Origin of the sequence: Caballeronia terrestris (assembly GCF_001544515.1) — a bacterium.
Lineage (GTDB): Bacteria > Pseudomonadota > Gammaproteobacteria > Burkholderiales > Burkholderiaceae > Caballeronia > Caballeronia terrestris.
Map to the genome: position 1 here is coordinate 1 of NZ_FCOL02000018.1, position 24,170 is coordinate 24,170.

The 24,170-nt window shown below is 62.4% G+C and carries 22 protein-coding genes and 1 pseudogene; 6 read left to right on the forward strand and 17 right to left on the reverse strand.

Going from position 1 to position 24,170, the window contains the following annotated elements; all coding sequences use genetic code 11:
• Window positions 1–276: pseudogene (locus tag AWB67_RS16630) on the forward strand (dihydroxy-acid dehydratase domain-containing protein); the annotation flags it as partial.
• 26 nt (window positions 277–302) lie between these two features.
• On the forward strand, window positions 303–1,232 hold the full coding sequence (locus tag AWB67_RS16635; protein WP_235025194.1) for a dihydrodipicolinate synthase family protein: 930 nt from the start codon (window positions 303–305) through the stop codon (window positions 1,230–1,232).
• A gap of 289 nt (window positions 1,233–1,521) precedes the next feature.
• Here the strand turns inward: AWB67_RS16635 and AWB67_RS16645 are convergent, their stop codons facing one another.
• From AWB67_RS16645 to AWB67_RS16670, 6 genes are all read right to left on the reverse strand, one after another.
• Entirely contained in the window at window positions 1,522–2,202 is a 681-nt protein-coding gene (locus AWB67_RS16645) for an alpha/beta fold hydrolase (protein ID WP_087657358.1), read from the reverse strand.
• An 88-nt stretch (window positions 2,203–2,290) separates the two neighbouring features.
• Window positions 2,291–3,544, reverse strand: a complete 1,254-nt coding sequence (locus tag AWB67_RS16650; protein WP_087657460.1) for an MFS transporter — start codon at window positions 3,542–3,544, stop codon at window positions 2,291–2,293.
• Window positions 3,545–3,616: 72 nt separating this feature from the next.
• Window positions 3,617–4,717: a porin gene (locus AWB67_RS16655; RefSeq protein WP_087657359.1), complete on the reverse strand. Its 1,101-nt coding sequence runs from the start codon at window positions 4,715–4,717 to the stop codon at window positions 3,617–3,619.
• Between the two features lie 22 nt (window positions 4,718–4,739).
• The gene (gene mhpA, locus AWB67_RS16660; protein ID WP_087657360.1) at window positions 4,740–6,356 is read right to left on the reverse strand and encodes a bifunctional 3-(3-hydroxy-phenyl)propionate/3-hydroxycinnamic acid hydroxylase MhpA; all 1,617 of its coding nucleotides are present in this window, start codon (window positions 6,354–6,356) and stop codon (window positions 4,740–4,742) included.
• A gap of 89 nt (window positions 6,357–6,445) precedes the next feature.
• On the reverse strand, window positions 6,446–7,384 hold the full coding sequence (locus tag AWB67_RS16665; RefSeq protein ID WP_087657361.1) for a VOC family protein: 939 nt from the start codon (window positions 7,382–7,384) through the stop codon (window positions 6,446–6,448).
• Between the two features lie 58 nt (window positions 7,385–7,442).
• Entirely contained in the window at window positions 7,443–8,291 is an 849-nt protein-coding gene (locus tag AWB67_RS16670; protein WP_087657362.1) for a fumarylacetoacetate hydrolase family protein, read from the reverse strand.
• Window positions 8,292–8,466: 175 nt separating this feature from the next.
• Here AWB67_RS16670 and AWB67_RS16675 point away from each other — a divergent pair, with 175 nt between their 5' ends.
• The 3 genes from AWB67_RS16675 (at window position 8,467) to AWB67_RS16685 (ending at window position 12,221) form a co-directional block, all read left to right on the forward strand.
• Window positions 8,467–9,186 (forward strand): TetR/AcrR family transcriptional regulator, encoded by a 720-nt coding sequence (locus AWB67_RS16675; RefSeq protein WP_087657363.1) that lies wholly within the window; start codon window positions 8,467–8,469, stop codon window positions 9,184–9,186.
• A 664-nt stretch (window positions 9,187–9,850) separates the two neighbouring features.
• Window positions 9,851–10,903, forward strand: a complete 1,053-nt coding sequence (locus AWB67_RS16680) for a sugar-transfer associated ATP-grasp domain-containing protein (RefSeq protein WP_235025196.1) — start codon at window positions 9,851–9,853, stop codon at window positions 10,901–10,903.
• A gap of 49 nt (window positions 10,904–10,952) precedes the next feature.
• Window positions 10,953–12,221, forward strand: coding sequence for a flippase (locus AWB67_RS16685; protein ID WP_087657364.1), 1,269 nt, complete (start codon window positions 10,953–10,955; stop codon window positions 12,219–12,221).
• 8 nt (window positions 12,222–12,229) lie between these two features.
• Here the strand turns inward: AWB67_RS16685 and AWB67_RS16690 are convergent, their stop codons facing one another.
• Both AWB67_RS16690 and AWB67_RS16695 read right to left on the reverse strand, forming a co-directional pair.
• Window positions 12,230–13,348, reverse strand: a complete 1,119-nt coding sequence (locus tag AWB67_RS16690; protein ID WP_087657365.1) for a succinylglutamate desuccinylase/aspartoacylase family protein — start codon at window positions 13,346–13,348, stop codon at window positions 12,230–12,232.
• Between the two features lie 23 nt (window positions 13,349–13,371).
• Entirely contained in the window at window positions 13,372–14,157 is a 786-nt protein-coding gene (locus tag AWB67_RS16695; protein WP_087657366.1) for a transporter substrate-binding domain-containing protein, read from the reverse strand.
• Window positions 14,158–14,283: 126 nt separating this feature from the next.
• On the opposite strand from AWB67_RS16695, the gene AWB67_RS16700 reads away from it, so the two are divergent.
• Window positions 14,284–15,219 (forward strand): LysR substrate-binding domain-containing protein, encoded by a 936-nt coding sequence (locus AWB67_RS16700; RefSeq protein ID WP_087657367.1) that lies wholly within the window; start codon window positions 14,284–14,286, stop codon window positions 15,217–15,219.
• Here the strand turns inward: AWB67_RS16700 and AWB67_RS16705 are convergent.
• The 9 genes from AWB67_RS16705 to AWB67_RS16745 all read right to left on the reverse strand — a co-directional run bounded on the left by AWB67_RS16705 (window position 15,193) and on the right by AWB67_RS16745 (window position 24,158).
• On the reverse strand, window positions 15,193–15,702 hold the full coding sequence (locus tag AWB67_RS16705; RefSeq protein WP_087657368.1) for a DUF6496 domain-containing protein: 510 nt from the start codon (window positions 15,700–15,702) through the stop codon (window positions 15,193–15,195). The two genes, AWB67_RS16700 and AWB67_RS16705, sit on opposite strands and share 27 nt — an antisense overlap.
• Window positions 15,703–15,790: 88 nt before the next feature.
• Window positions 15,791–17,551, reverse strand: coding sequence for a TadE/TadG family type IV pilus assembly protein (locus AWB67_RS16710; RefSeq protein ID WP_235025197.1), 1,761 nt, complete (start codon window positions 17,549–17,551; stop codon window positions 15,791–15,793).
• Window positions 17,548–18,222 (reverse strand): TadE/TadG family type IV pilus assembly protein, encoded by a 675-nt coding sequence (locus tag AWB67_RS16715; RefSeq protein ID WP_087657369.1) that lies wholly within the window; start codon window positions 18,220–18,222, stop codon window positions 17,548–17,550. Before AWB67_RS16715 ends, AWB67_RS16710 begins: the two co-directional genes overlap by 4 nt.
• A complete protein-coding gene (locus AWB67_RS16720) occupies window positions 18,219–18,716 on the reverse strand; it encodes a TadE/TadG family type IV pilus assembly protein (RefSeq protein ID WP_235025198.1) in 498 nt (165 codons plus the stop codon). The genes AWB67_RS16715 and AWB67_RS16720 overlap by 4 nt, the downstream gene beginning before the upstream one ends.
• Window positions 18,713–19,570, reverse strand: a complete 858-nt coding sequence (locus tag AWB67_RS16725) for a tetratricopeptide repeat protein (protein ID WP_087657370.1) — start codon at window positions 19,568–19,570, stop codon at window positions 18,713–18,715. Before AWB67_RS16725 ends, AWB67_RS16720 begins: the two co-directional genes overlap by 4 nt.
• Before the next feature lie 2 nt (window positions 19,571–19,572).
• Complete coding sequence (locus tag AWB67_RS16730; protein WP_087657371.1) at window positions 19,573–20,535, reverse strand: type II secretion system F family protein; 963 nt, start codon at window positions 20,533–20,535, stop codon at window positions 19,573–19,575.
• Window positions 20,536–20,542: 7 nt separating this feature from the next.
• Complete coding sequence (locus tag AWB67_RS16735; RefSeq protein ID WP_087657372.1) at window positions 20,543–21,517, reverse strand: type II secretion system F family protein; 975 nt, start codon at window positions 21,515–21,517, stop codon at window positions 20,543–20,545.
• Window positions 21,514–22,938, reverse strand: coding sequence for a TadA family conjugal transfer-associated ATPase (locus tag AWB67_RS16740; protein ID WP_087657373.1), 1,425 nt, complete (start codon window positions 22,936–22,938; stop codon window positions 21,514–21,516). The genes AWB67_RS16735 and AWB67_RS16740 overlap by 4 nt, the downstream gene beginning before the upstream one ends.
• On the reverse strand, window positions 22,938–24,158 hold the full coding sequence (locus AWB67_RS16745) for a CpaE/TadZ family protein (RefSeq protein ID WP_087657374.1): 1,221 nt from the start codon (window positions 24,156–24,158) through the stop codon (window positions 22,938–22,940). Before AWB67_RS16745 ends, AWB67_RS16740 begins: the two co-directional genes overlap by 1 nt.
• Window positions 24,159–24,170 lie beyond the last annotated feature (12 nt).

A 24,170-nucleotide genomic window follows, 5' to 3' on the forward strand; every position in this document is an offset into this window, starting at 1 on the left:
GTGCTGCACGTCTCGCCGGAAGCGGCGGCGGGCGGACCGCTCGCGTTCGTGCAGACCGGCGACATGATCGAACTCGACGTCGACGCGCGCCGTCTGCATCTGGAAGTCACCGACGAAGAACTCGCGCGTCGCCGTGCTGCCTGGCAGCCGCCGACGCCGCCCGCCCGCGGTTACTACAAGCTCTACGTCGAACACGTGTTGCAAGCGGATCAGGGCGCGGACCTCGACTTTCTGGTCGGATCGAGCGGCGCTCCGGTGCCGCGCGACTCCCACTGAACCAAACTTGACGGCAAATGACATCAATGGCACCTGACACCCATTCTTCCCCGAGCGGGATCTGGCCCGTACTCTATGCATATTTCGACGCCCGTAACCAATTGGATCGCCAGGCACTGCGCACGCAGATCGATGCGACGATCGCGGCTGGCGCGCGGAGCATCGTCATACTCGGTCTCGCGACAGAAGTACATCGGCTCACGCTCGATGAGAAACATCAACTGATCGACTGGACCAGCGCAGACCTCGCAGCACGCGTACCGCTCGTCGTCACGATCACGGGCGACACCGTGGATGCGCAAGTCGCACTGGCTGATTACGCTGTCGAGCGTGGCGCTTCGTGGTTGATTCTTCAGCCGCCTTCGATGCGAGACAAGCCGGAGTCGTTCTACTTCGACTTCTTCGCTGCGGTGATGCAGCGCACACGCGTTCCGGTCGGCATCCAGAACGCGCCGGAATACCTCGGCGTCGGTCTGTCGGCGGAATCGATTGTGGCGCTTGCGAGTCGATGTCCGAATTTTCGCCTGCTCAAAGGCGAGGGACCTGCGACCACCATTGAGCGCACCATCGACCGACTGCACGCGCTCGGTCATACGCTGCCGGTATTCAATGGCAGGGGTGGACAGGAACTTGTCGACAACCTGCGCGCCGGATGCGCCGGACTGATCGTTGCGCCGGACACATTCGACTGGCAGGTCGCGATACAACAGGCGTTCGCTGACGGGCGCGAGCAAAGAGCCGAAGCACTGTATGCCCAGACTCTACCGGCGATTGTCTTCGTGATGCAATCACTCGACGCTCTCACGTGTTACGGCAAGAGAATTGCAGCATGGCGAATGGGTTTCGATGTGCAGCACGATCGCGGCGTCGCACCCACCGCGTTCGGACTGGAATGTGCACGGCGCCTTGCAATGAGGCTGGGCACCTTCAAGTCTCAGAACGCTGATTTCCCGTGAGTCTGAGCGGTCCGCGTCCTTCCAGCATGTCAGGATTGCGGATCGCGAGCGCGTCCGTCGTTTTGTCCGTAGAAATCGTTCAACGCGCCAACTATGGAATTGAAGAATGCGGGGTCCAGCGCATGCCCCATTGCATCGATCACGTGCAATCGCGCACCCGGGATGACCGACGCAGCCCATCTGGCATGCTCGACGGGGAAAATCGGGTCGTCGCTGCCTTGAATGACAAGCACCGGCAGTTTGATCGATGCGAGTTCGTCGGGAGTGAGCGCTGGCGTCCGTTTCTGTGCTAACGCATGATTGCTATTGTTCGCGAGCGTGGGCGACAGTCCGTCGTTACGCGACAGGGCAGTTCCGCGAACGCACGACCTAGCGCCTGCCAGGCGCCTTCATCGAAAGGCGACCGAGGACCGGCGGCGAGTCGAAAGTTTTCGACGAATCGCTCTACGACTTGGCTGATGGTGGTTGGCGCGTTCGCGTTGAGCGCGACCACCTTTGCGACATAGTCGGGCGACGGACGAGGAAGTTCGCCCTCCCTTGCATCCGAGCCTGCGAACGCGTCGTTCTTTGGTCGCAAATCCGCCGACGACATCATGACGGCAAGGCTCAGCAAACGTTGAGGCCGCTTGATAGCCATCCGGTATCCGATGACCCCACCTTGAGATAACCCGATGACATGGGGCCGACTCACTCCAATGCCATCCAGAAGCGCAAACGCATCTTCGACGAGGTCGTCCAGCGTGTATGGCGCCTGGTTAAAGTCGACATACGTCGAGAGCCCCGTATCACGGGCGTCGAAACGTATCGCATATAGACCGGACGCCGCAAGCATCGCGCAGAATTCGTCGGGCCAGACGAGTCCCGGTGCGCTGTTTCCCATCACCAGAAGCGCCGCGGGGTCCATACGCGAACCGAATGCTTCGTAGTAAAGCTCCACTCCGGTGGCGCGAATCGCGTTTTTTCCTGGCATCCAGCCCTCCCTGTATGCTCGATTTGGAGCGCCCGTGCCTCGGTGAAACGATCGGACCGCCGAGGCTAAGTATGAACGCATCACGCGATCAGTCCAATGCGACGGCTGGTGCCTGCACGCTCCTCCGCGACGGTGCTGTCTCCTTCAGACTGAGCGCCACGACAAACCCTATCGCGAGCGCGGCCAACCCGAGATGCATGATGTACTGAATGCCGAAATGCTTCGCGATGTAACCCGCTATCGCCGGGGCAAGTCCGCCTCCGAACACTTCGCCGATGCCGACCACCAGCCCTGAAGCCGTCGACATCAACTTCGCCGGCACCGATTCCGCGCTCAAGGGTCCCACTGTCAGCGTGATCATGCTGAAGACGAAAAGAAGCGTGAGCGTTAGGTACGTGAAAAGCATCGACGGGCTCGCACCGGTTCGCATGAGAAGGAACAGGAAGACGGCCGCGCCGACTACCGAGAAGATCATGACCGGCTTTCTGCCCAGTCTATCGGAAAGAGCCGGCATCACGAGGGTGCCAAGCGTGCCGCCGAAACCGATCGCCGAAAGCACGTAGCCCATCTGCTGCATGCTCAGGTGGAGATAGTCGATCAGGTAGCTTGGGAAAAGCGCGCTAAGTACGACGAGGCACGTCAGCCAGCACAACATGCCGACGATGTTCAACGGTATGTTCCGATAGCGAAAAACATCGGTCCACTTGTGGGTGATGGCATCGTGCGTCGCCGTGTGCGGTGCAGCGGACGAAGCTTGAGTATTGCGCAACACCTTGAACATCAGGTAAGCAACCAGCAAACCAGGAATCGATACCACCGCGAAAATCCAGTGCCACGGCAGAACTTTGAGCAACTGCGTGACGAGGATCGGCGCGATGCCCAAACCAAAGAGCGGCAGCGCCATCTGCTGAATGCCGATGTTGCGCCCGTGACGCGTGGGCCTGGATGCGTCGAGAGTCGCGATAATGCTCGCGGGCGTGTACGCGCCCTCGGCAAAGCCCATCACGGCGCGTATCAGGATTAGCGAGCCGACGCCTGTTGCTAAACCACTCAAGCCCGCCAGCAACGAAAACACGATGATCGCCGGAATGATGACCTTGCGGTGGCCTATGCGATCGGACAGGTTGCCCATGAACATCGCCGAGATGCCCCATGCGACGGCGAGCGCGCCGGTGATGTGCCCGAGATCCTGATAGTCCAAATGCAGATCCGTCATCATGACGGGAAAGAGCGGCATGATCATGAATCGATCGATGCCGACCAGTCCGAAGCCAAGAGATAGTAAGGCCAAGGCTTTCCACTCATAGGCGGTATCCCACCTTGAACCGGTGTTGTGTTCCATGTGTGTAGTCTCCAAATCGTTGAGCGGCGGCGGCACGACGAATTCGCGCACGCTTTATGAACGCAATACGTGTCAAAAAGAAGTCTGCAAGCCGAGGCGGCCGATGACCTGATGCGTAGTGCTCGATTGACCCGCACCGTTGATCCAGGCGTTGTGTCCGCCTTCGACGTCGCCGCCCGTCCACTGATAGACCGCTTCGGCGTACAACGTCGTGCGCTTGGAGAGGAGATACTGGGCTACGCTCGTGACTTGCTGAGCCCTGTTGTGGCTCAGTTGCGCGTTGCCCTTCATGTACTGATAGTTCGCGCCGAACCGAATGTCCGGCATGAAGGTGTACAGCCCTCCGACCTGAACCGCCTGGACTACACCGCCCGTCAGCGTATTGCGCGTGTTGGTATAGAGCGCGTTGAGATACACGTCGTCGATGCTCTGACTGAGCCCGCCTCCAAAATTGCGGATTCCGTCGTGGCCTTCGTTCAACGCCGCGTACTTGGTTTCGTTGTAAGCAGCCGCGATACCGAAGCCGCCAATCGAGTAGTTCACGCCGAAGCCGATCGTGTTGTTAGCGGAAAACGATCCGGGCGTATTACCGAAGCCGTAGAGTGCACCAAGCCTTAAACCAGCGAAGGTCGCCGATACGATCTTGACTGAGTTCGACACGCGTGACGTTCCGCCGGTCTGGTCGAAGTCGAACGAGCCGGTCGGATTCTGGGGAATGCCGAGCGCGGCAAAAGGCCCCTGGCGCATGTTGTAAAGGCCGCCATAGGTGAAGGCTCCATCCAGTCTCGCGGGCGGGAAGAAGAGGAAATCAGCCATCAGGTTGTATTGCTGGCCGAACGTTATGCGCCCCACGTCGTCCTTCGACAGACCGACGAAAGCCTGTCGGTTGAAGTCGGCGTTCGGTCCCGGGATGCCCCCGCCGCTGTTCACCGAAAACTGTGACGCAAGCTCAAAGAGGGTCTTGTAGCCTCCGCCCAGATCTTCGACGCCACGGATGCCCCAGATGCTGGGCGTCCAGATCGAATCGTCGGCTTTGAAGTTGTGGCTGCCGTTTTCGTTGCTCACATAGCTCACGCCGACGTCGAGAATGCCGAACAGCGTCACGCTGCTTTGCGCTTGGGCGTGCGGGGTGAGCGCGCATGCAGCGGCCAGCGCGCTTAGTGTCTTCCTCATGTTCTCTTCCTCTTGTTTGAAGTCAGAAGACAGTCGCTTCTGCGTTCTCGTCGATCGAAAGCCGCGACACGAGATCGCTCAACAACGCCGGCAGTTGCTCGAGTGTCTTCACGCCGCCGAAGATGTAAAAGTCGGGCCGCACGACGATGGCTTTAACGCCGTGCTCATCGAAGAACTGCTTGTACTTGCCGCTGACGTCGAGCAGCACCCGGTCCTTGACCGCTTTGTCCGCGTCGGTCGTGATGCCGATCGAGCGCCCGCCGATGGCAGCAAGAGCCGCCTTGCCTTGCGCGTCGAGATACCGGTTCGGGTGTGCATCGAGCGCGATGACGTGAAACCCGTTGGGCACTGCGTCGTCGTAGCGGGATGCTTCGCCGAGGTTGCTTACCTGGCCATGAACGCTCAGCAGTCCGGCCACGCTTTCGCAGGCGAATCCAGGGTCCTTGCAGATCAGGCCATCGGTCAGGCCCGGGAACGGCGGCAGCGGAGGCACGTCGCCCGCGAGATACGCTTCGTCGCGCCGAGCCGCCTCTTTCTTGTCCGAGATGCAGACGACCTGACCCATCGCGATGGATGCATCGATCACCGCACGCACTTGCGGACGACGCTCAGGCGTATACCCTTCGAGCACACGATCCGATGAAATGCCCTTGAGGATCAGGTCGAAACGCCAAGCGAGATTGCATGCGTCCCGGACGCCGGAGCACATGCCCTGTCCCATGAACGGCGGCATTTGGTGGGCAGCGTCGCCCGCGAGCACCACGCGCCCGCTATGCCAGTTTCTCGCGATCAGCGAGCGGAACTTGTAGACGGCATAGCGCACGAGCGTTGCGTTCTCTGGCGTGACCCAAGGCGAAAGCAGTTCCCACACCTTCTCCGGCTTTTGCAGGTCTTCGATCGATTCGTGCGGCAGACGCATGAACTCCCAGCGACGGAAGCCCGGGCCGCCCGGCACCATCGTCGTCGGCCGCGCCGGGTTGCACCACTGGCCGATATCGGGCACGTCGAGCTTCACGCCATCGTTCGGCTTCAGATCGATGACGAGCCAGTCTTCCTGGAAGCCGAGATCATCGAAATCGATCTTCTGCGACTTGCGGACGAAGCTGTTCGCGCCGTCGGCCCCGACGATGTAGCGTGCGCGCACCGTCTGCGTCTCGCCGGTTGGGTCCCAACTCGCGCCGTTCATCACGCCGCGACGCAGGGTCAATTCGCAGCAATCGGACAACTGCCGCAGTTCGGTTGCTTCCCAGCCTTGTTGCACGGAGACATTCGGAAGCGACTTTGCCTTCTTGTCCAGCAGCGCTTCGAGCGATGGCTGATTGAAGAGGTAGCCCACCGGGCCATCGCTGATCGATTCCGCCGACCAGTCGATTTCGACGAGCGTCTTCCAGTCCGCGTTGAACCACTGATACTTGGACGAAGGTTGCGAGATGCGCTCGACCTCTTCTCCCATATCCATCGCATGAAATACGCGGCGAATCTCGTGGTCGTGAAATACCGCACGCGGAAGCGGATACAGCGAAGGCCAGCGATCGAAGACCGCGACGTTATAGCCGCGTTCTCCAAGGAGAATTGAGAGAGACTGCCCGACCGGTCCGTATCCAACAATCGCGACGTCGAGGATGGTTTGATCTGTCATTTCGGTTCACCTGCGGAAAAAAGAGCGAGTTGTGCCCTGGCGCCGGATGAACCGGCAGCCATCGAATCGATGCAAAGGGTGTGAAGCGATCAGTCTTCTGAAACGACGCCGGCTTCGGTGTTATGGATGAAGTCGTCGGGGACCGGCGGGCCCCACAAATAGAGCGAGTCTTCCGGCGCGAAGTCGCCAGCGGCCCACGCCTGGCCTGCAGACACGAAATCGATGTCGGCGGAGTACTCGCAGAACGAACCCCACGGGTCCTGGACGTAGTGGAAGTAGTTCGAGCCCAGCACGTGTCTGCCGGTACCCCAGCCCTTTGTAAAGCCGGCCGCGGCCATCTGCGATGCACCTTGACCGACGAGGTTCACGTTGTCGACGTCCCAAGCCGCGTGGTGCCAGCCGCGCGCGCTGCTCTTGGCGAACGCAACCAGATGATGGTCGCTGCCATGCGGCGCATGTGTGAACGCGATGATGTCGAGCGACTTGTCCGACAAACGCAGGCCGAGCGCCTTGCCATAGAAATCGAGCGCGCCAAGTACGTCGGGCGAGAAGAGCAACACATGCGAAAGACGCCTCGGACGCACGGTCTTCGCTTCCGAGCGCATGTGCGCACCGCGCTGGTCCGCGTTGCTCGATGCGACGACGCATGGTTCCTTATGGAATGGCGTCGTCTTCGGTCCGATCTTTACCTGGATCAGGTTGCCGTCCGGATCGCGGAACCAGACGTCTTGATTGGGTGATGCAACCAGGTCCGCGCCTGCCGCCTCGACCTGTTCGCGGATCGCTGCGAAATCCTCTTCGAAGCAGTTGAAACTCAAATACGCCAGCGACTTTCTCGACGCAGGGAAGATGCGCGCCCAGCGATGTCCATCGGCTGCGCGCAGTTCAAGTTCTTTGTCCGTCGCTGCCACGTCGAGACCGAACGCTTCGAAAAAGCGCCCGGCGTCAGCCAGCGAGGGAACGTTGAGCGCAAAGTGATCGATCGAGTGAACACTCGCGGATGCGGATGCTACGGTAGGGTCGCTCATGACTGTGTCTCCATGTTCGATAAGCGCCGGCTCTGCGTCCGGCTTCGCGGACGAGGAATTAGTGTGCGGCTTCGTCAGCGATGACATTGCGCAGGGTGCCGATCTTCTCGACCGACACTTCGCATACGTCTCCCGCTTTCATCAGAAGCCGCGGCGTGCGAGCCCAGCCAATGCCTGACGGCGTACCGGTCACGATCACGTCACCCGGTTCGAGCGTGATGGCTTCGCTGATCACGCTGATGAGCGTCGCGACGTCGAAGACCATGTCGTCGGTGCTGGCCGACTGAACCACTTCACCGTTCACGCGCGTTTCCAGCAGCAAGCCTTTCGCGCCTGCGGGCAACTCGTCGGCGGTAACGAGATCGGGACCGAATGCGCCCGTGCCATCGAAATTCTTGCCGACGGTCCACTGCGGTGTCTTGAACTGATACTCGCGCACCGAGCCGTCGTTGAAGAGCGCATAGCCCGCTACGTGCGAGAGCGCGTCTGCCTTCGAAATATGGCGGCCTCCCTTGCCTAACACGACGGCGACCTCGCCTTCGTAATCGAGGCCTTCGGAATCGGTCACATTCGGACGAATCATCGGCTGCTCGTGCGCGATGAGACTCGTGTTGACGCGCAGGAACAGGGTCGGGTAATCAGGCTGTTCGTACTTGCTTTCCTTCGTGTGGTCGGCGTAGTTCAAACCCACGCAAACGATCTTCGGCGGCTTTTGCAGCGGCGGAAGGTACTTCAGGCCGGCGGCAGGCACTTTGTCCTCCGTTGCGTTTGTCTTCGCATACTCATCGAGACGGACGCCGCGAGCGAGGAGCGACTCCAGCGACTCGTCGCCGATGACGCGCACATAATCTCCTTCCCGAACGCCGAGGGTTGCCTTGCCATTCCTTTCGAAACTGACGAACCGCATATCTGCCTCCTGTGACCCGAGCGAAAAGACGACTCGGGATTGCTGAATCTCGTGTTGACGAATTTGTCAGTTCCAATTTTATGCAAAATGACAATCTCGTCAATATGAATCAACATAGGACAAACCCGCAGGGCGCTCGCGCTGCTAAAATCAAACCAGATCAACGGGACAGCCAATGGAAGCGACAGAATCGAGTGAAAATCATCGAACTCGCGTGGGTGCGTTGCGACGGGAAAAGACCCGCATTCGTCTGATCGAAAGTGCGTTGGCGGTTTTTGCCGAGAAGGGAGCGGACGCCCCGACGATCGACGATTTCATCGCAGCGGCGGGAGTCGCACGCGGGACGTTCTACAACTACTTCCGCACGACTGCAGAACTCCTGTCGGCGGTGGCAGGCGAAAGCAGCGATGAAGTGCTCGCGGTCATCGATCCGCTCGTGCGCGCGATCGATGATCCGGCGCAGCGCGTGGTAGTGGGTTCGCGGCTTTATATGGGGATGGCGGCACGGTATCCGCTGTGGGGCGCGTTCATCACGCGGGTGGGCACGAAACGGGGATCGCGAGGCCGCTTGCTCGACGAGTACCTCACGCGAGATCTGCAGATGGCTGTCGATGCCGGTCGATTCGACGTAGCGGATGTGGTTGTCGCGCGCGATATTGCGCTCGGCTCGATCATGTACGGCATCGAAACGTTGCTATCTGGCGACGCGCCTGTCGACTACTCCGAGCAATCGATGTTTGCGCTCATGCGCGCCTTTGGCATCGGAGCGAAGGAAGCCAGAAAACTCGCCTTTGCGCCGATCGCCGATCCTTCAGCACCACGCGGTGCCATCTTCGAACGAGTCGACGCATTGGCAAACGAAGACGGTGAACAACCTGATGACGCGACGAGTTAGAGCGCATACCGACGATGCCACCTTGTATGTCGCATACATTCCAGAACTCCCCTGTCTATTCCATCGCCTGATCGGAGCGCTTCTGCCTGGTCCATCGCTTACGTCATTAACACGCTCCTCGTGGAAACGAACAGAGCCGCGTTATGCGCTTTCACGATCAATAAAAATAACCACGCCCCTTTCTTTCCGTGGGCTTTCTGGTCAATAACGCGAAGTCATGACGACTTCGCCAAGTAGACGTAAGGCTGAATCACATTCGGTCGAGTCGGAACGTCCGAGGCCACCAAGCTAACGTTTGCTTGAATGCTTTTTGTTGCATCACATGCCATAGCGAATTTCTTATCATCGTCGGCGCACAGACTGGAGCGAAGAAGTGTGTTAAACACTCGCATGCGCTGATGTTCGATACGACAGTGCGCCTGCGCTAAACATTCGCCGCTTGAACATCTCCGCACGGCTCCCTTGGTCGGACCTGAAGCAACGACGCGTTGTTAGCTCTCGATCGCGCGGAATATGCGATGCGCACTGCTCCGCGCATGCTCGCGGAGCCGCGCCGCGATCACGTCATGTCGTGACGCTGCATCGACCTCGATGAAGGCACAATCAAGCGCTCGGGCCAAAGAATGTTTCATCAGACAACAACCTTCTTAGAGGTGACAACGCTGTGCAAGTCAAGCGCCTCGTTAAGCATTCGTGGGAGAACCTCTCACGTCGAAGATTCGACTGGAAGCATCATGTGGAAGCGGGCAAGATCCTCCGCGCCATCGAAGAGAAGCATGGCAAGACCGATCCTGCTCAAATGCGGCTAGCGGATGCCTACGCCCGCGATGTCTTCGGCGACACGTGCTATGCGCCCTGGCTTCACGCCTACACGGCCTTTAACCGGACCTTCAAGGAAGGCTGGATCCCGGACAACTATTACGGCTGGGTCGTCGTGCCGAAGATGAAGGGCATGTATGGCAAGATCTCTCACCTGAAGCCGCTTGCGAGACTGCTCTTTCACGATGACGTGTTTCCGGACATCGGCTACTACGTGAACGGCATGTTCTTCTCCGCCGATCACGTTGCGATTCCCGACGCGAAGGTGGCAGAGTCGTTGTTCTCCAGGACGGATACGGTCGTCTTCAAACTAGACCAGTCTTCGCAGGGACGCGGCGTCTTCTTCCTGAACCGCGCGAACTTCGACGTGGCGCGCATCAAGCAACTGGGCAACGGCGTACTGCAACGATTCATCGTCCAGCATGAGTCGTTTCGCCAGTTTGCGTCGAAGGCGGTCGCGACGGTACGTCTCACCACCGTCGTCGACAATGCGGGCGATATCTCGCTGCGCGCCTGCTTCCTTCGACTCGGCCGGACCACCGATTCATTCATCCGCCCCGACAGCGAAATCTGCGTCCCTGCCGATCTCGCAAGCGGACGGTTAAATCGCGAGGGATATTCAAGCGACTGGATCGGTGTCGACGCGCATCCCGATTCCAGGACGCGATTCGAAGGCGTGACGCTACCAGCATACGAGCAGTGCGTGCGCAAGGTGATCGAGTTGCATGCAAAGGTGCCGTACGCGCGCTGCATAGGTTGGGATGTGACCGTCGATGCCGACGAGCAAGTCATGCTGATGGAGTGGAACGCGGAACACAACGACGTCAAGTTCAGCGAAGCCACGCAAGGACCTTGTTTTTCCGACCTCAAGTGGGAAAAGCTGAAGCTGGGCGCATAGTCGATACTTCACATACGGCATCATTTGATGCCGAGGACAAAACCGTTCAATGGCTTCATTCAAGAGGAACTTCACGATCCTGATGACGTTGCAGGTGTCCACTTACCTGGCACCGCTTCTGACTCTGCCGTGGCTCGCGCGCGTGCTCGGTCCGAACGAATACGGACGTCTTTCATTCGCGCTGGCGTTCACCGCTTACTTCATCACGCTGACGAATTTCAGCTTCTCGCTCACGGCCACGCCGAAAATATCGATCAACCGGGACGACCGCGCGACGCGTTCGCGAGTCTTCTGGGAAACGATGTCGGCGCAGGTACTGCTCGTGGTCAGCAGCTTTCTCGTACTGCTGGCGCTGACGTTCACCGTGCCCCAGCTCGCCGAGAACCGTGACCTGCTTCTGACCGGCTTCGGCATGGCCGTCGGTGCGATGCTGATTCCGACATGGTACTTCCAGGGTGTGGAAGATCTCGCGCCGATCAGCATTTTCGTGTTCGCGGGCCGTGCGCTCAGCGTGCCCGCGATGTATCTGTTCGTGCGTCATCGCGACGATGTCTACATCGCGATGCTGGTCAACACGCTGGTGCCGCTGTTGTCCGGCATCGCGATCTGCACGTTCCTCTATTTCCGCCGCGAGATCGACTTCGTGCCGGTGTCGGTCAAGGCTGCGCTGGCACGGCTGAGGGAAGGATGGAGCGTGTTCATCGCGACGTCGCTCGTCGAGATCTATGCGTCGAGCAATATCGTGCTGCTGACGCTCATGGCGGGCAACGTGGCGGGCGGCTACTTCGCCGCGGGCGACAAGCTCATCCGCGCGGCGCTCGGGATGTTGCAGCCGCTGAGAACCGCCGCTTATCCGCGCGTGAGCTTTCTGATGCATCACGCGCGCGACGAAGCGTTCGTCTTTTTGCGCAAGATGTTCGTCCTGCAGGGCGGCATCGCGTCGATGATCTCGCTATGCATTTTCTTCGGCGCGCCGCTCGCAGTGAAGCTGCTCTACGGGCCGCAATACGAGCCTACCGTCGACGTGCTGCGATGGATGGCGTTCGTACCGCTAATGTCGAGCCTGTCCGATCTGTTTGGCGTTCAGACCATGCTTCCGCTCGGCATGAACTCGGCATTCAGCCGTGTGCTGATCGCATCGGCCGTGCTCAACTTCGGCTTGCTCGCGGTGCTTGCGAAGCTGTTCGGCGAACAAGGCGCCGCCGCGACGGCGCTGATCGTCGAAACATCGATTGCGGCGGCGATGGCGTTGACGCTGCATCTCGAAGGCGTGCAGTTTCTTAGGCGCCCTGCCACGACCGAAAGCGCGGAATCGTGATCGGCCTTCTAAGCCCCGATCAACACCCCGGTCCGGAACGCCTTCTCGCCTGAAACGCGCCCCATCGGCGCGCCCGCATACGCGAACCGGATCGCCCGCCGCATGTAGAACACGCCATCGTTTTTGGCATACAGCGTCGTCACTTCATCGGTCAGCGGATCGACGATATCGAACACGGGATCGCCCGCCTTCAAACGCGCCCCGACCCCCGCACGATAAACCACCACCCCGCTCACCGGCGCGACGAACTGCTCGCTGCCGGCAAGCGGCGTCGCCGGGTGCAGCAGCGCCGGCATCTCGCGCGCCTCGCCTTCGATCACCCCGCGCCGCACAAGAAACTCGACGATCGCATCCGCATCCTCACGCGCCGTCTCGTACGACACGTCGCGCTGTCCGCGATGCTCGACCGTCACCGCGACGTTCGGCGCTGCGAGCGGCATCTCGCCGAGCAGCGCGCGCACTTCGTTCCACAGCAGCGTGTGAATCTCGTCGAACGATTGGCCGCCCGAATCGGTCGCGAGCAGCACGCCATTCGCACCGATGTAGCGCGCAAGCGGCTCGACCTCCGGCCAGCTCGCCGGGCTCGTGTACAGATGCATCGTCGCTTCGAGCGAGCAATGCAGGTCGAGGATGACATCGGCATCGGAGGCAAGCGTGAGCAGCGTCAGGCGCAGCGATTCGAATTCGTTCTTCGCCGTGCTTTCGGCCAGCATGTCGCGCAATGCGCGCCGCAAAAGCCGCGTGTTCTCCCTTGCATCGCGCGTCCACTTCGGACCGATGCGCGTGACCAGCGCCGCAGCGGTCGGCATCGGAAAACTGCGGTTGAAGTTGTGGCCGCTATTCGCCTCGAAGCGTCCGAGGAACTGTCCGAGCACGTGCTGCGAGAGCCCGACCGGATTCGCCACCGGCACGAGCACCACTTCACCGCGCAAGCGCCTATCGGCTTCGAGTTTCTTCAGACGCTGCTTGAGCTGCCACGCGGTCAGCATCGCGGGCGTTTCGTCGGCGTGAAGCGACGCCTGTACATAAACCTTCTCGCCCGCGCCCGGCGTGCCGAAGTGAAAGCTGACGAGTTCGCGCTGGGTTCCTAACGTCGTCGAAACGAGCGGCGTGCGTTGCGTTTGCATCGATGATCCTTGAATGGAGAGCGTCAGTCGCCGTAGACGTCGAAGTCGAAATACTTGCGGGCGATCTTCTGGTATGTGCCGTCGGCGCGCATGTCGGAGACCGCGCGATCGACCTTCGCCTTGAGCGCCGTGTCGTCCTGCCGCAGGCCCATGCCGACGCCGTGATCGCCCATCGAAAGCGGCTCGCCGACGAACGCGAACCCCGTCCCGCGCGATGTCTTCAGGAAGCCGTGCTCAGCTTCCACCGAGCCGAGCAGCGCGGCGTCGATGCGCCCCGCGACGAGGTCGTTGAACACGCCCTCCTGGCTCTGATAAGCGACCACTTCGACGCCGCCCGGCTGCCAGTTCTTGAGCGCATACGTTTCGAACTGGCTGCCGCTCTGCACGCCGATGCGCTTGCCGCGCAGCCCCTGCGCGCTCGCGGTGATCGATGCGCCGCTTTTCGCGATCAGCCGCGACTTGAACTGGAACAGCTTCGTGGAAAACGCGATCTGCTTCATGCGCTTGTCGGTGATTGCCATCGACGACATGATCCCGTCGATCTTGCGCGCCTGCAGCGCCGGGATCATCCCCGAGAACTCGAGCTCGACCCACTCGCAGTGCATCGCGATGCGGCGGCAGATTTCATCGCCGAGATCGACGTCGAAGCCGGCAACGTGCCCGTCCGGCGTCTTCACGTCCATCGGCGGATAGCCGGGATCGATCCCGAGGCGCAGTGCGTTGGAGTCTTTGGCGAAAGCGAAGGCGGGCGACGCGGCAAGAACCGCGGCGAGCGTCGAAGTCATCAGAAGCGAGGTGAGTTTGGTCATCGAAGGGAGCCGGCTGGTTTTTTGAGAAGTCGCCAACCGATAGTAAGGCGGCAAAACGCCACTAAAAAGGCCCGATTTGCTTATCATGATCACTTTTCGAGATCACTCGACGAGGGCGGCCGAATCGTGGAATTGACGCTTGCACAGTTGCGCATGTTCATCGCGGTGGCGGAAGCGGGCAGCCTGCGCGCGGCGGCGCGGAGTTTAAATGTCGCGCAGAGCGGCGTGACACAGCAGTTACGCAAGCTCGAAGCGAGCGTCGGCGGGCCGCTTTTCGAGCGCGGCCATCGCGGCGCGCGGCTCACCGCGATTGGCGAACGCTTGCGGCTGCGCGCCGACGTGATTCTCGGCGAGTGTCTGCGCACAGAAGAGGAGATGCGGCAGTTGCGCGGCGAATCAACGGGACAGGTGGCGCTCGGCCTTGCCGCCGAAGCAACGATGCGGCTCTTTCCCGCGCTGCTTGCGAGTTTTCGGGAGCGCTGCCCGCGCATCGACGTGCATCTGACGAGCGCGACCTCGCGCGTGCTGACGTCATGGGTACGCGACGGCAGCCTCGATTTCGCGCTGGCACTCGTCTCGCAGGAAGCGGACGTGCACGATCTGGAGACCACGCGTCTGTTCGATTCGGAGGTCGCTGTGATCGCGCGGCGCGGTCACCCACTCGCCAACGCGCGCACCCTCGCCGAGTTGAGCGATGCAGAATGGGTCAGCACGCGGCCGCGCAGGGTCGTATCGACGGCGAACCGCTTGTCGATGCTCTTCGACACCGCCGGGCTCGACGCGCCGCGCATCGCTGCGACGACCGAAGCCGTGTTCGACACGATGCACTGCGTCGCGAACTCCGACTATCTCGCGCTGGAACCGGCGCGACTAGCGGAGCATGCGTTCTTCCGCGAGCACGTCACCGTTGTGCCGATCGCCGAGCACGCGGCAAGCACGCCGGTCTGCCTGCTGCGCCGCGCGGGCGTGCCGCTCACGCCCGCCGCGCAGGAGCTCGCGACGATGGCGGTCTCGTTCGCGCGGATGTTGCCGGCTTCAGCGCGACGCGTGCCGTCGGCCTGAACTGCTCGCGCCCTTCGCGGCAGCGGCCTTGCGGCGCGTCGCCCAGCCCTTCTTCGCGGCGGCGGAACGGTCGGCAGCGGAACGGCGCGATGCGCTTGCATGCGCCTGCCGCGAGAGCGCGGTATGCGACGCGGCCTTCGTGCCTTCGCGCTTGAGCACGCGTGTGGCGACGGCCGAGCGCTTGCTCTTCGACTCCGTGCTCGCGCTCTTCTTGGTCTTGTGCGGGCCCGCGGCGGTATCCTTCGCGGCCTTCTTGCGCGTGGCTTCGGACGTGGCGCCCTTATTCGGCGCCTTCACGCCGACGCCTGAGCGCCGCGCTTCCGACAGGCCGATCGCGATCGCCTGCTTGGCCGACTTCGCGCCGTGCCTGCCCTCGCGAATATGGTCGATTTGTTCCTCGACGAAGGCGCCGGCCTGCGTGCTCGGCGATTTGCCTGCGCGCTTGGCGGCGTGGGCGCGCTCCACGGTTTTCTTCTCGGGCATGTCGACTCTCCTTAAAGAGTTCAGGTTGACCTGCACGGAAGGGCGCAGCAACACGCGTGCCCGCGACTTGCATCACGGGCACGGGGCTTCATTGCACGAGTCGCAGGATGCCGAGATTGCCCGCGATCTGCTGGAAGATCTGATCGAGCGTCGCGTTGGTCGGCGCGTGATAGTAGTTGCCCGGCGACGCGCAAGACTGCATTACCTGCTGCGCGACGCCGCTCGACGCGTCGGCGCCGAACGTGATCGCGTAGATGATGATGCCGCTGTTCTTCATCGCCGTGCAGACGCCGAGCTGGAACGCGTTGATGTCCGTCACCGACGACATCGACCCGTTCACGAGCGACGTACCATCCGTGCGCGTGAGCGTGGGTGCCTTGAGCACGTTGTTGCCGACACCCGACAAGCCGTTGAACGACGGCATCGGCATGATGCCGCTCGCGCTGCCCGGATCGTTCTGGCCATCTGTCAGCACGATCGCGACGCGCTGCAACGCCTGCGTGGTCTCAGGCCGCGGCAGCGTGGAATCCGTCGAGATCCAGCCGTTGCCGCTGCCCGCCACGGCGTTCGACCAGTCCGACGACAGCATGCGCCAGCCCCACAGCAGGCCGGTCGGAATGATGGTCGAGCCGGCCGCCTTCATCCGCCCGATGGAGGCCGTGAGCGCGTTCGAATCGCGCGTGAGGAAAGTCGCGGGCTCAATGCCGCAGGGGCCGTTGCTCGAACCGGTCGTGTTCGTGTTGCCGTTCTGGTAGACCGTCGTGGTCGTGGGATTGTTCGTGCTCGGCTGGCCCCAGGCGCTTGCGATCGTCGCGCCGTTCTTCGTGCCGCAGTACGTCAGTGAGCCGTTGTTCTGCAGCGTGAGCGGGCCGCCCATGTTGGTCGCGGTGCTGACCACCTTGCAACTATTGCCGTTGTCGTAGGTCGTGACCTTGAAGCCCGTGCTCGGCACGTTGTAGTAGAACGGCGTGAAGCCCGGCACGCTCTTCGGCGCGTAGGCCTTCGGATACAGGTTGCCCGATGCGTCGCGCGGCTCGACCGGGCAGCCGTCCCAACCCGATTGCGTGACCTTGGAATTGTCCGCGAGCGAGACGTTCAGCGGGTTGTAAGTGAACGACGGCGTGAGCCAGCTTCCGCCCGACGTCAGCGAATTGCTGACGTTCACCATCGTCGTGAACGGCACGAGGCCGACGTAAGAATCGTTCGACGATTGATTGAAGAGCGCCGTCACGAGGTTCGTCGCCGCGGCGCGCAGCCCCGCGATCTTCGTGCCCTGTGTCTTGTCGCTGCTCGCGTAGTCGGACATCGAGCCAGTGTTGTCGAGCACCATCACCAGTTCGAGCGTGCTCTTCGGCAAGCGCAGCGCCGCGTTCGACGCCGTGACGGTGCCGACGGTCGGCATATCGCCCGTGCCAGTGCCGTTGCCCGAGCCGCCCGTCGTGTCGCTGCCGAAGATGTACGGCGCCATGAGCGGCATCGAACCAGACGCCGACAGCTTGATCGTCTGCCCCGTCGCGGGCGAGCCGGTGACCGTCGGGACGAACTTGTTGTCGGGCATCACGAGGTCGAGATAACCCTTCGGCATGTTGGCGTCGTAGTAGGCGCGTGCGTCCTTCTGCCAGTTCGCGAGATCGGTGCCGGTCGTCGTGGCGTAGTGCGAGAGATCGGCACCCGCCGAGAGCGTCGCGACGTCGAGCGCCATCTGCATACGCGCCTGCGTCATCTCGTAGTGGATCATGTCCATCGTGGTCGCCATCGAGCCGATCATCAGGCTCGCGCACACCGCGAACAACATCGTGACGGCGCCATCGTCGCCTTTAAAGAGCGTTTTCGTTGCAGCTTTCCTCATGACGCCGCCTTGAGCAACAGCGGCTGGCCGTCGCGCTGGCGCACGTAGACGCGCGTGTAGATCGTCTGCGTGCCGGGGGCCTTCGTCCAGAACGGCGCGGTCATCGCGAACGGCGTGTACGTGTAGAACACTTCGACGACGATTGCCGAGTCGCCGCTGCGAAACGGCCACGTCTTCGGCAGGATGTTCGTGGACGTGACCCGCGAGGTCATGCCGGAAGCCGCCCACGGTGCCTTGCGCTGCCACGTGATCTGCGGCGTGCCCGCTCCCCACGACTGGGCGGGCGTCGTGAGCGGCGTCGTGCAGCCGGTCGTCTGGTCGCACACGGAGGTCACGACGACCCCGCCCTTCGCCTGCAGCGTATTGGGCGCCGCGATCAGCGTGGCCGCCTTCCAGATCGAGCCGAGGGTGTTCGAGTTGCTGGTCGAGGTGTCGTCGATGACCTGCTGCATCTGGCCGATCGAATCGGCGAGCGTGAACGCCGTGCGCTCTACGATGCTCACCGCGCGCATGTACAGGTACAACTCCGTGAAGCCGAGCAGCACGAGCAGCAAGAGCGGAACGACGATGACGAACTCGATCGCCACGTTACCGCGTTCGGAGCGCCAGAAGCGGTGCACGAAGCGGCGCACGAACGGCCGCAGCCGTTTGGTTTCAGACGTGCTTTTCATTTTTCGTTTTGCACGAGATAGTTGCGTTGGAACGTCATCGACTTCACGCCGAAAAGCTTTGGAATGCCCGAGAAGCCCGGAATGGTCACGGCGATGTTGTACGACACGACATCGCCGAGATTGCCCATGTTCGCCTGGTAGTTGCTGGTACCGACGTTGCTGTAGGTGCCGTAGTTGAGCGTGGAGATGCTCACCGTGCCGCCAATGTTCTGCCAGCGGCCCACGATGGCCATCACGATGCGCTTCGCCTGATCATCGCGCGTGCCGCTCGCCGGATTGACGGTCGTCAGGCCGACGCGCGAGGCCGCCTGCGCCGCGATCTGCACCGACGCATCGACGATCATGTCGAGCGCGAGTTCCACCGTGCCGAGCGTCAGGAAGATCACGACCGGCCCGACGAGCGCGAATTCGATGGAGGACATGCCCCGGCTGTCGCGAGCGATGCGCGCGAGGCAGCCCTGGCGGCGCCGGTCGAGGAGCGGCTTCATCTTCATCGCACGCTTGCGGCCGGAATCGCTGCGACCTTGGCGGGCGTCGCTTGCGCGGAAGGCTGCGTCATGCGCGTGCGCTGGATCTCGTAGTAGCGCAGGTTGTCCTGCACCGACGCCTTCGGCAAATCGTGCGAGAGGATTTCCGCCGCCGCTTCCGTATTGCCGAGCAGGCCGTACGCGAGCGCGAGGTTCTGCCGTGCCTGCGGCGGCGCTGCCGGATAGCGCGTCACGTCGAGCAGCACGTTCGCCCCTTCGCGCGGATTGCCGGCGAGAATCAGCGAAAGGCCGAGGTTCACGCTCAGCACCGGATCGCCGGGATTGGTCTTGAGCGCCTGGCGCAGCACCGACTGCGCGAGCGCGTGATCGCCCTGCAAATCGAGTGCGGCGCCGAGGCCCGCGGCTGCCAGCGGATCGTTCGGCGAGACGGTCAGGACGCGCTTATAGGTCGCGATGGCATCGTCGAAACGGCGCTGATGGATCGCCACGCGCGCGATGCCGATGAGCGGCGCCGTCGCGTTCGGATCGCTCTGGCTCGCGCGCTGATAGTAGACGCCGGCACGCGTGAAATCGCCCACCGCATAGAGCGTGTTGCCGAGTCCGGTCAGGCCCGGCACCGACTTCGGATCGGCCTGCACGGCCTTCTCGAAGAGGCTCGTCGCGAGTTCGAGGTTGCCGGAATCGAGCGCCGTATCCGCGATGCGCAGTTCGCTCATCGTATTCGGCGCCGTGTTGCGCGTGATGGGCCGGGCGGTATCGGAGACCTGGCGGGTCGTCGTCGTGCAGGCGGCGAATGCGAGCACGATCGATGCGCCACAGGCCAGCGTCACGACGCGGCGGAAAAGTTCGGTTGAGTTCATTGTTATTGCCCCGCGACGAAAGCGAGAAGTTGAATGACGGCCGGGCCGGCTGCGATCGCGATGATCGCGGGGAGAATGAAAAGCATCATCGGCACGACCATCTTCGGTGCGAGCTTTGCGGCCTTTTCTTCGAGCGACACGATATGCGCGAGCCGCTCGGTGCGCGAGAGCGTGCGCAGTGCCTGCGTGATCGGCGTGCCGTAGCGCATCGATTGGGTGAGCGTGGAAATGAGCGCGCGGATCGACGGCAGGTCGATGCGTTCGGCAAGCGCCTGCAGTGCGCGCGTGCTGTCGCCGGAGAGCTTGAGCTCGTCGGCGGTGAGCGAGAATTCGTCGGAGAGCGGCGGGCAGATCGACTTCAGTTCGTCCGCGACGCGCCGGATACTTACGCCGAGGCTGTTACCCGCGTTGGTGCAGATCACGAGCAGGTCGAGCGCATCGGGCAGGCACCCCGCCATCGCCTTGCGGCGGCGCGCCGCGCGAAACGCGACCACGTACTCCGGCAGAATCATGCCGACGATGAACACCATCAGCATCGCGATGCCGCGCGCCGCCGGATACTCGCCGATCATCGGAATGTGCGAGCCCATCATCACGGTGAGCGCCGCGCAGATCAGCCCGACGCAAAACTTGATCGCGAGCAGGATCGAGACGGCCACGTTGCTGCGATAGCCGCTGCGCACCATTTCCTTTTGCAGCTTCAACCGGTACTTGGCATCGAAGAGCGGAATCTTGTCGCCGATTCGCGCGAGCCGGCGCAGGAGGCGCGTGCGAAAGCCTGCGTCTTCGCCTGCGTCCTCGAGTTCCGCGCGATCGCTGCGATGCGTGAGCGCGGCAAGACGCGCGCGCTCCGCGATCCGGCCACGCCGTCCGCCGTGCTTCGTCGCCCACCACACGGCCAGCACCGCGAACAGTGCGAACAGCATCAGCAGGTTGATCAGTGTTTCGGCGTTATCTTGCGTCATCGTGGTATCAGCGCGAGGTATCGAGTTTGGACATCTTGGTGATCACGACGATGCCCATCACGATCGAAATGACCCCGAACGTCAGCAGCTTGTTGCCTGCTTCCGTGTCGAACAGGACCATCAGGTAGTCGTGGTTGGCGAAGTACATCGAGAGCATGATGACGACCGGGATCGCCGCAAGGATCTTCGTCGTGATGCGCGCTTCGCCGGTCAGCGCCTTCGTCTTCTGGCGAATCTCGCGGCGCGTGCGCACGATTCCCGCGAGGTTTTCCAGCGTCTCGCCGAGTTGCCCGCCGGTTTCGCGCTGCAGCAAAAGACACACGCAAAAGAACGAGAAGTCGGCGACCTGAATGCGGCCCACGGCAACCGCGAGCACTTCCTCGAGATCGAGCCCGACCTGCAGCGAGTCGCCCATCAGCTTGAACTCGGTGCTCAGCGGCTCGGGACATTCGCTCGCCGCCGAGGCAATCACCTGCGTCACCGGCACGCCCGCGCGCACGGCCCGCACGATCAGATCGATCACGTCGGGGAAGGCATCTAGAAAGCGCTTGCGAAAGCGGTCGACGAGAAAGCGGTACGCCTGCACGACGGCGGCCGCTGGCAGTCCGAGCATGAGCAGCGGCGTGGCGAAATCGGGCAGCGGCATGAAGTGCACCATCAGCAGCGCGACGATTTCGCCCACGATCCCCGCGCCGATCACGATCTGCACGCCGCGCGCGGCCGCGACCGTCTTCAGGCGCACGAGCTTCGGGCCGAACCAGCGGCTCAGGATGTTGTCGTGGCGGCTCACCTTGAAGAGATCGTTGTCGCTCTTGGCGCCTTCCTTGCCGCGCACGACCTGTGTCACGAACGACTGCTGCATGCGCGTGCGGATGCGTGCATGCGGCTGGTGGTTGCGCATGTCCTGCACGGTCAGCCACATCACGCCGAGCAGGATCACGCCGATGAACGAACAGATCGTGATGAGGTTGACGAGGTTCATGGCGTCATTGCTTCGAGCAAAGCGGCTTCGAGGCCGTAGTACGCGGCGCGCGCGGAGAACGCCGGCCGTACCGATGCCGATTCGTACGTACCCTTCACTTCCTCGCTATACGCGCTGGCGTCGTAGCGGAACGTGAAGAGATCCTGCGTGATGATCACGTCGCCTTCCATGCCTACGAGTTCGGTGATGCGCGTCACGCGTCGCATGCCGTCGCGCATCCGTTCGATCTGCACGATCAGATGTACCGCGCTCGCGATCTGCCGGCGGATCGAGAGCAGCGGCAGGTTGCCGTTCGCCATCATCACCATGCTCTCCAGACGCGTGATGCCGTCGCGCGGCGTGTTCGCGTGGATCGTCGTCATCGAACCGTCGTGGCCGGTGTTCATTGCCTGCAGCACGTCGAAGGCTTCGGGGCCGCGCGTTTCGCCGAGGATGATGCGATCGGGTCGCATCCGCAGCGCGTTACGCACGAGGTCGCGCTGCGTGACGGCGCCGAGTCCTTCGGCATTCTCGGGCCGCGTTTCGAGGCTCACGACGTGCGGCTGCACGAGCTGCAATTCGGCCGCATCCTCGATCGTCACGGTGCGCTCGCCCAGGCCGATGAAGTGCGACAGCGCGTTGAGCAGCGTCGTCTTGCCCGAGCCTGTACCGCCCGACACGATCACGTTCAGGCGGCAAGTGCTCGCGAGTTTGAGCACGGTCGCCATCGCGAGCGACATGTTGCCCTGCTGCGCCATCCGGTGCAGCGTGATGTTGCGCTTGGAAAACTTACGAATGGAGATCGACGCGCCGTGAATCGCGAGCGGCGGCAGCACGACGTTGACCCGGCTGCCGTCGGCGAGACGGGCATCGACCATCGGGCTGCTTTCGTCGACGCGGCGCCCCACGCCCGCCGCGATCCGCTGCGCGACGTTGATCACGTGCGCGTTGTCGCGGAACTTGCAAGACGTCAGTTCGAGCCGGCCATGGCGTTCCACATAGACCTGGTCGGGCCCGTTCACGAGCACGTCGGTGATGGTTTCATCGGCGAGAAGCGGCTCGATCGGACCGAGGCCGAACATGTCGTTGAGCAATTCCCCGACGATCTGCCCCTGCTCCGACAGCGTGATGTTCAGCCGTTCGCGTTCGGCGACTTCCAGCACGAGTTGCTCGACGGCGGGCTTCATCTGCTCGCGCGTCTTGCCGACCGCCGCCGACGCGTTCATCGCGCTGAACACGCCGTTGCGGATCAGCTTGAAGAGGTCGGAACGGACCAGCGTCTCGTTACCTTCCGACGCCGCCGAACGCGACGCAGGCGGCGCCACCGGTTGAGCGGGTGCGGCCGGCGCCGGCTCGGCCAGCGCGAGCGCGGCGCCCGCCTGCGCCACGCTGGATGGGTCGATCGCCGGCTGCGGCCGGGAAGCCTGCTTCTGCCCGAACATTATTTCCTCCTCAGCTTGAGCTTCTGGAGGAACGTGCGCTCGGCTGCCGCATGCTGTCCGGTGAGGTCGCTCGCGATGCGCGCGATGGCCTGGTTGAAGCCCGTCGGCGATTTTTCGAGCGGCGCCTCGCCAAGGTTTTCGGCGGTGGCGATTGCCTTCGATTCGAACTGCACTTCGTGCAGCACCGTGCGTCCGACGGCCGACATGAAGTCGGTCGGCTGCACCTTGCCCGCGGTCGCGGCGTTCGGGTTGTTCAAAAGGAGCGAGGTCGGCGGATTGTTGTCCCGGTCTTCGATGTAGCGCAGCAGGCGTATCGTCTCGCGCGTCGAATGCACGGAGCGGTCCACCACGAGATACACGCGCGACGCATGATCGAAGGCTTCCTGCGCGAGCGTATCGGCGGGGTTGCCGACATCGAGGATCACGTAATGGAAGCTGTCGCACAGCAACTCGATCACGCGCGTCAAGGCGCCCGGCTCGAAGTCCTTCGCGGTGCCGTAGTCGAGATCGGCGGACAGCACATACAGGCGGCTGCCCTTCGCGACCAGCGTGCGCTCCACGTATTGTGGATCGAGCCGCCGCACGTTTTGCAGCACGTCGATCAGGCCGTTGTTGCTCTGCATGCCGAGCATGCCGTTCGCCGCGCCGCCGTGCATATTCAGGTCGACGTAGGCGACTCGCCGGTGCGTGTCCTCGGCGAGGTGGCGCGCGAGATTCAGGCCGAGCGTCGTCACGCCCACGCCGCCGCGCGTGCCGGCGAACGCGATGGTCTTGCCCGCGCGCGCGAGCGTCACCGGGCTCACCTTGCCCTCCGCCACGTTCACCGTGCGCTTGAGGAGCTCGACCGTGAGCGGCTTGACGAGATAGTCGCGCACGCCGAGCTTGAGCAGGCTGCGAAAAAGGCCCACGTCGTTGCGTTCGCCGAGCGCCACCACCTGCACCGACGGCTCGCAGACTTCCGCGAGGCGCCCGAGGTCCGAGAGCGGCATCACCGAATCCTGCAGGTCGACGAGCAGGAAGAGCGGCGAGCGCTCGATCTTCGACAGGTGCGCGATCGCATCGTCGACGTTGCCGATCGCGATATGCGCGTGCGGCATCGCCTGTTCGAGCACGAAGGTCTTCAGCACCTGCTCGGTCTTTCGATCCGCGACGAACGCGATGAAATCGGCGATCCGCACTCCGGTCTTCGGCTTGAGGAAACTCAGTTCTGTCGTGCTCATGGTGTTCTTCTT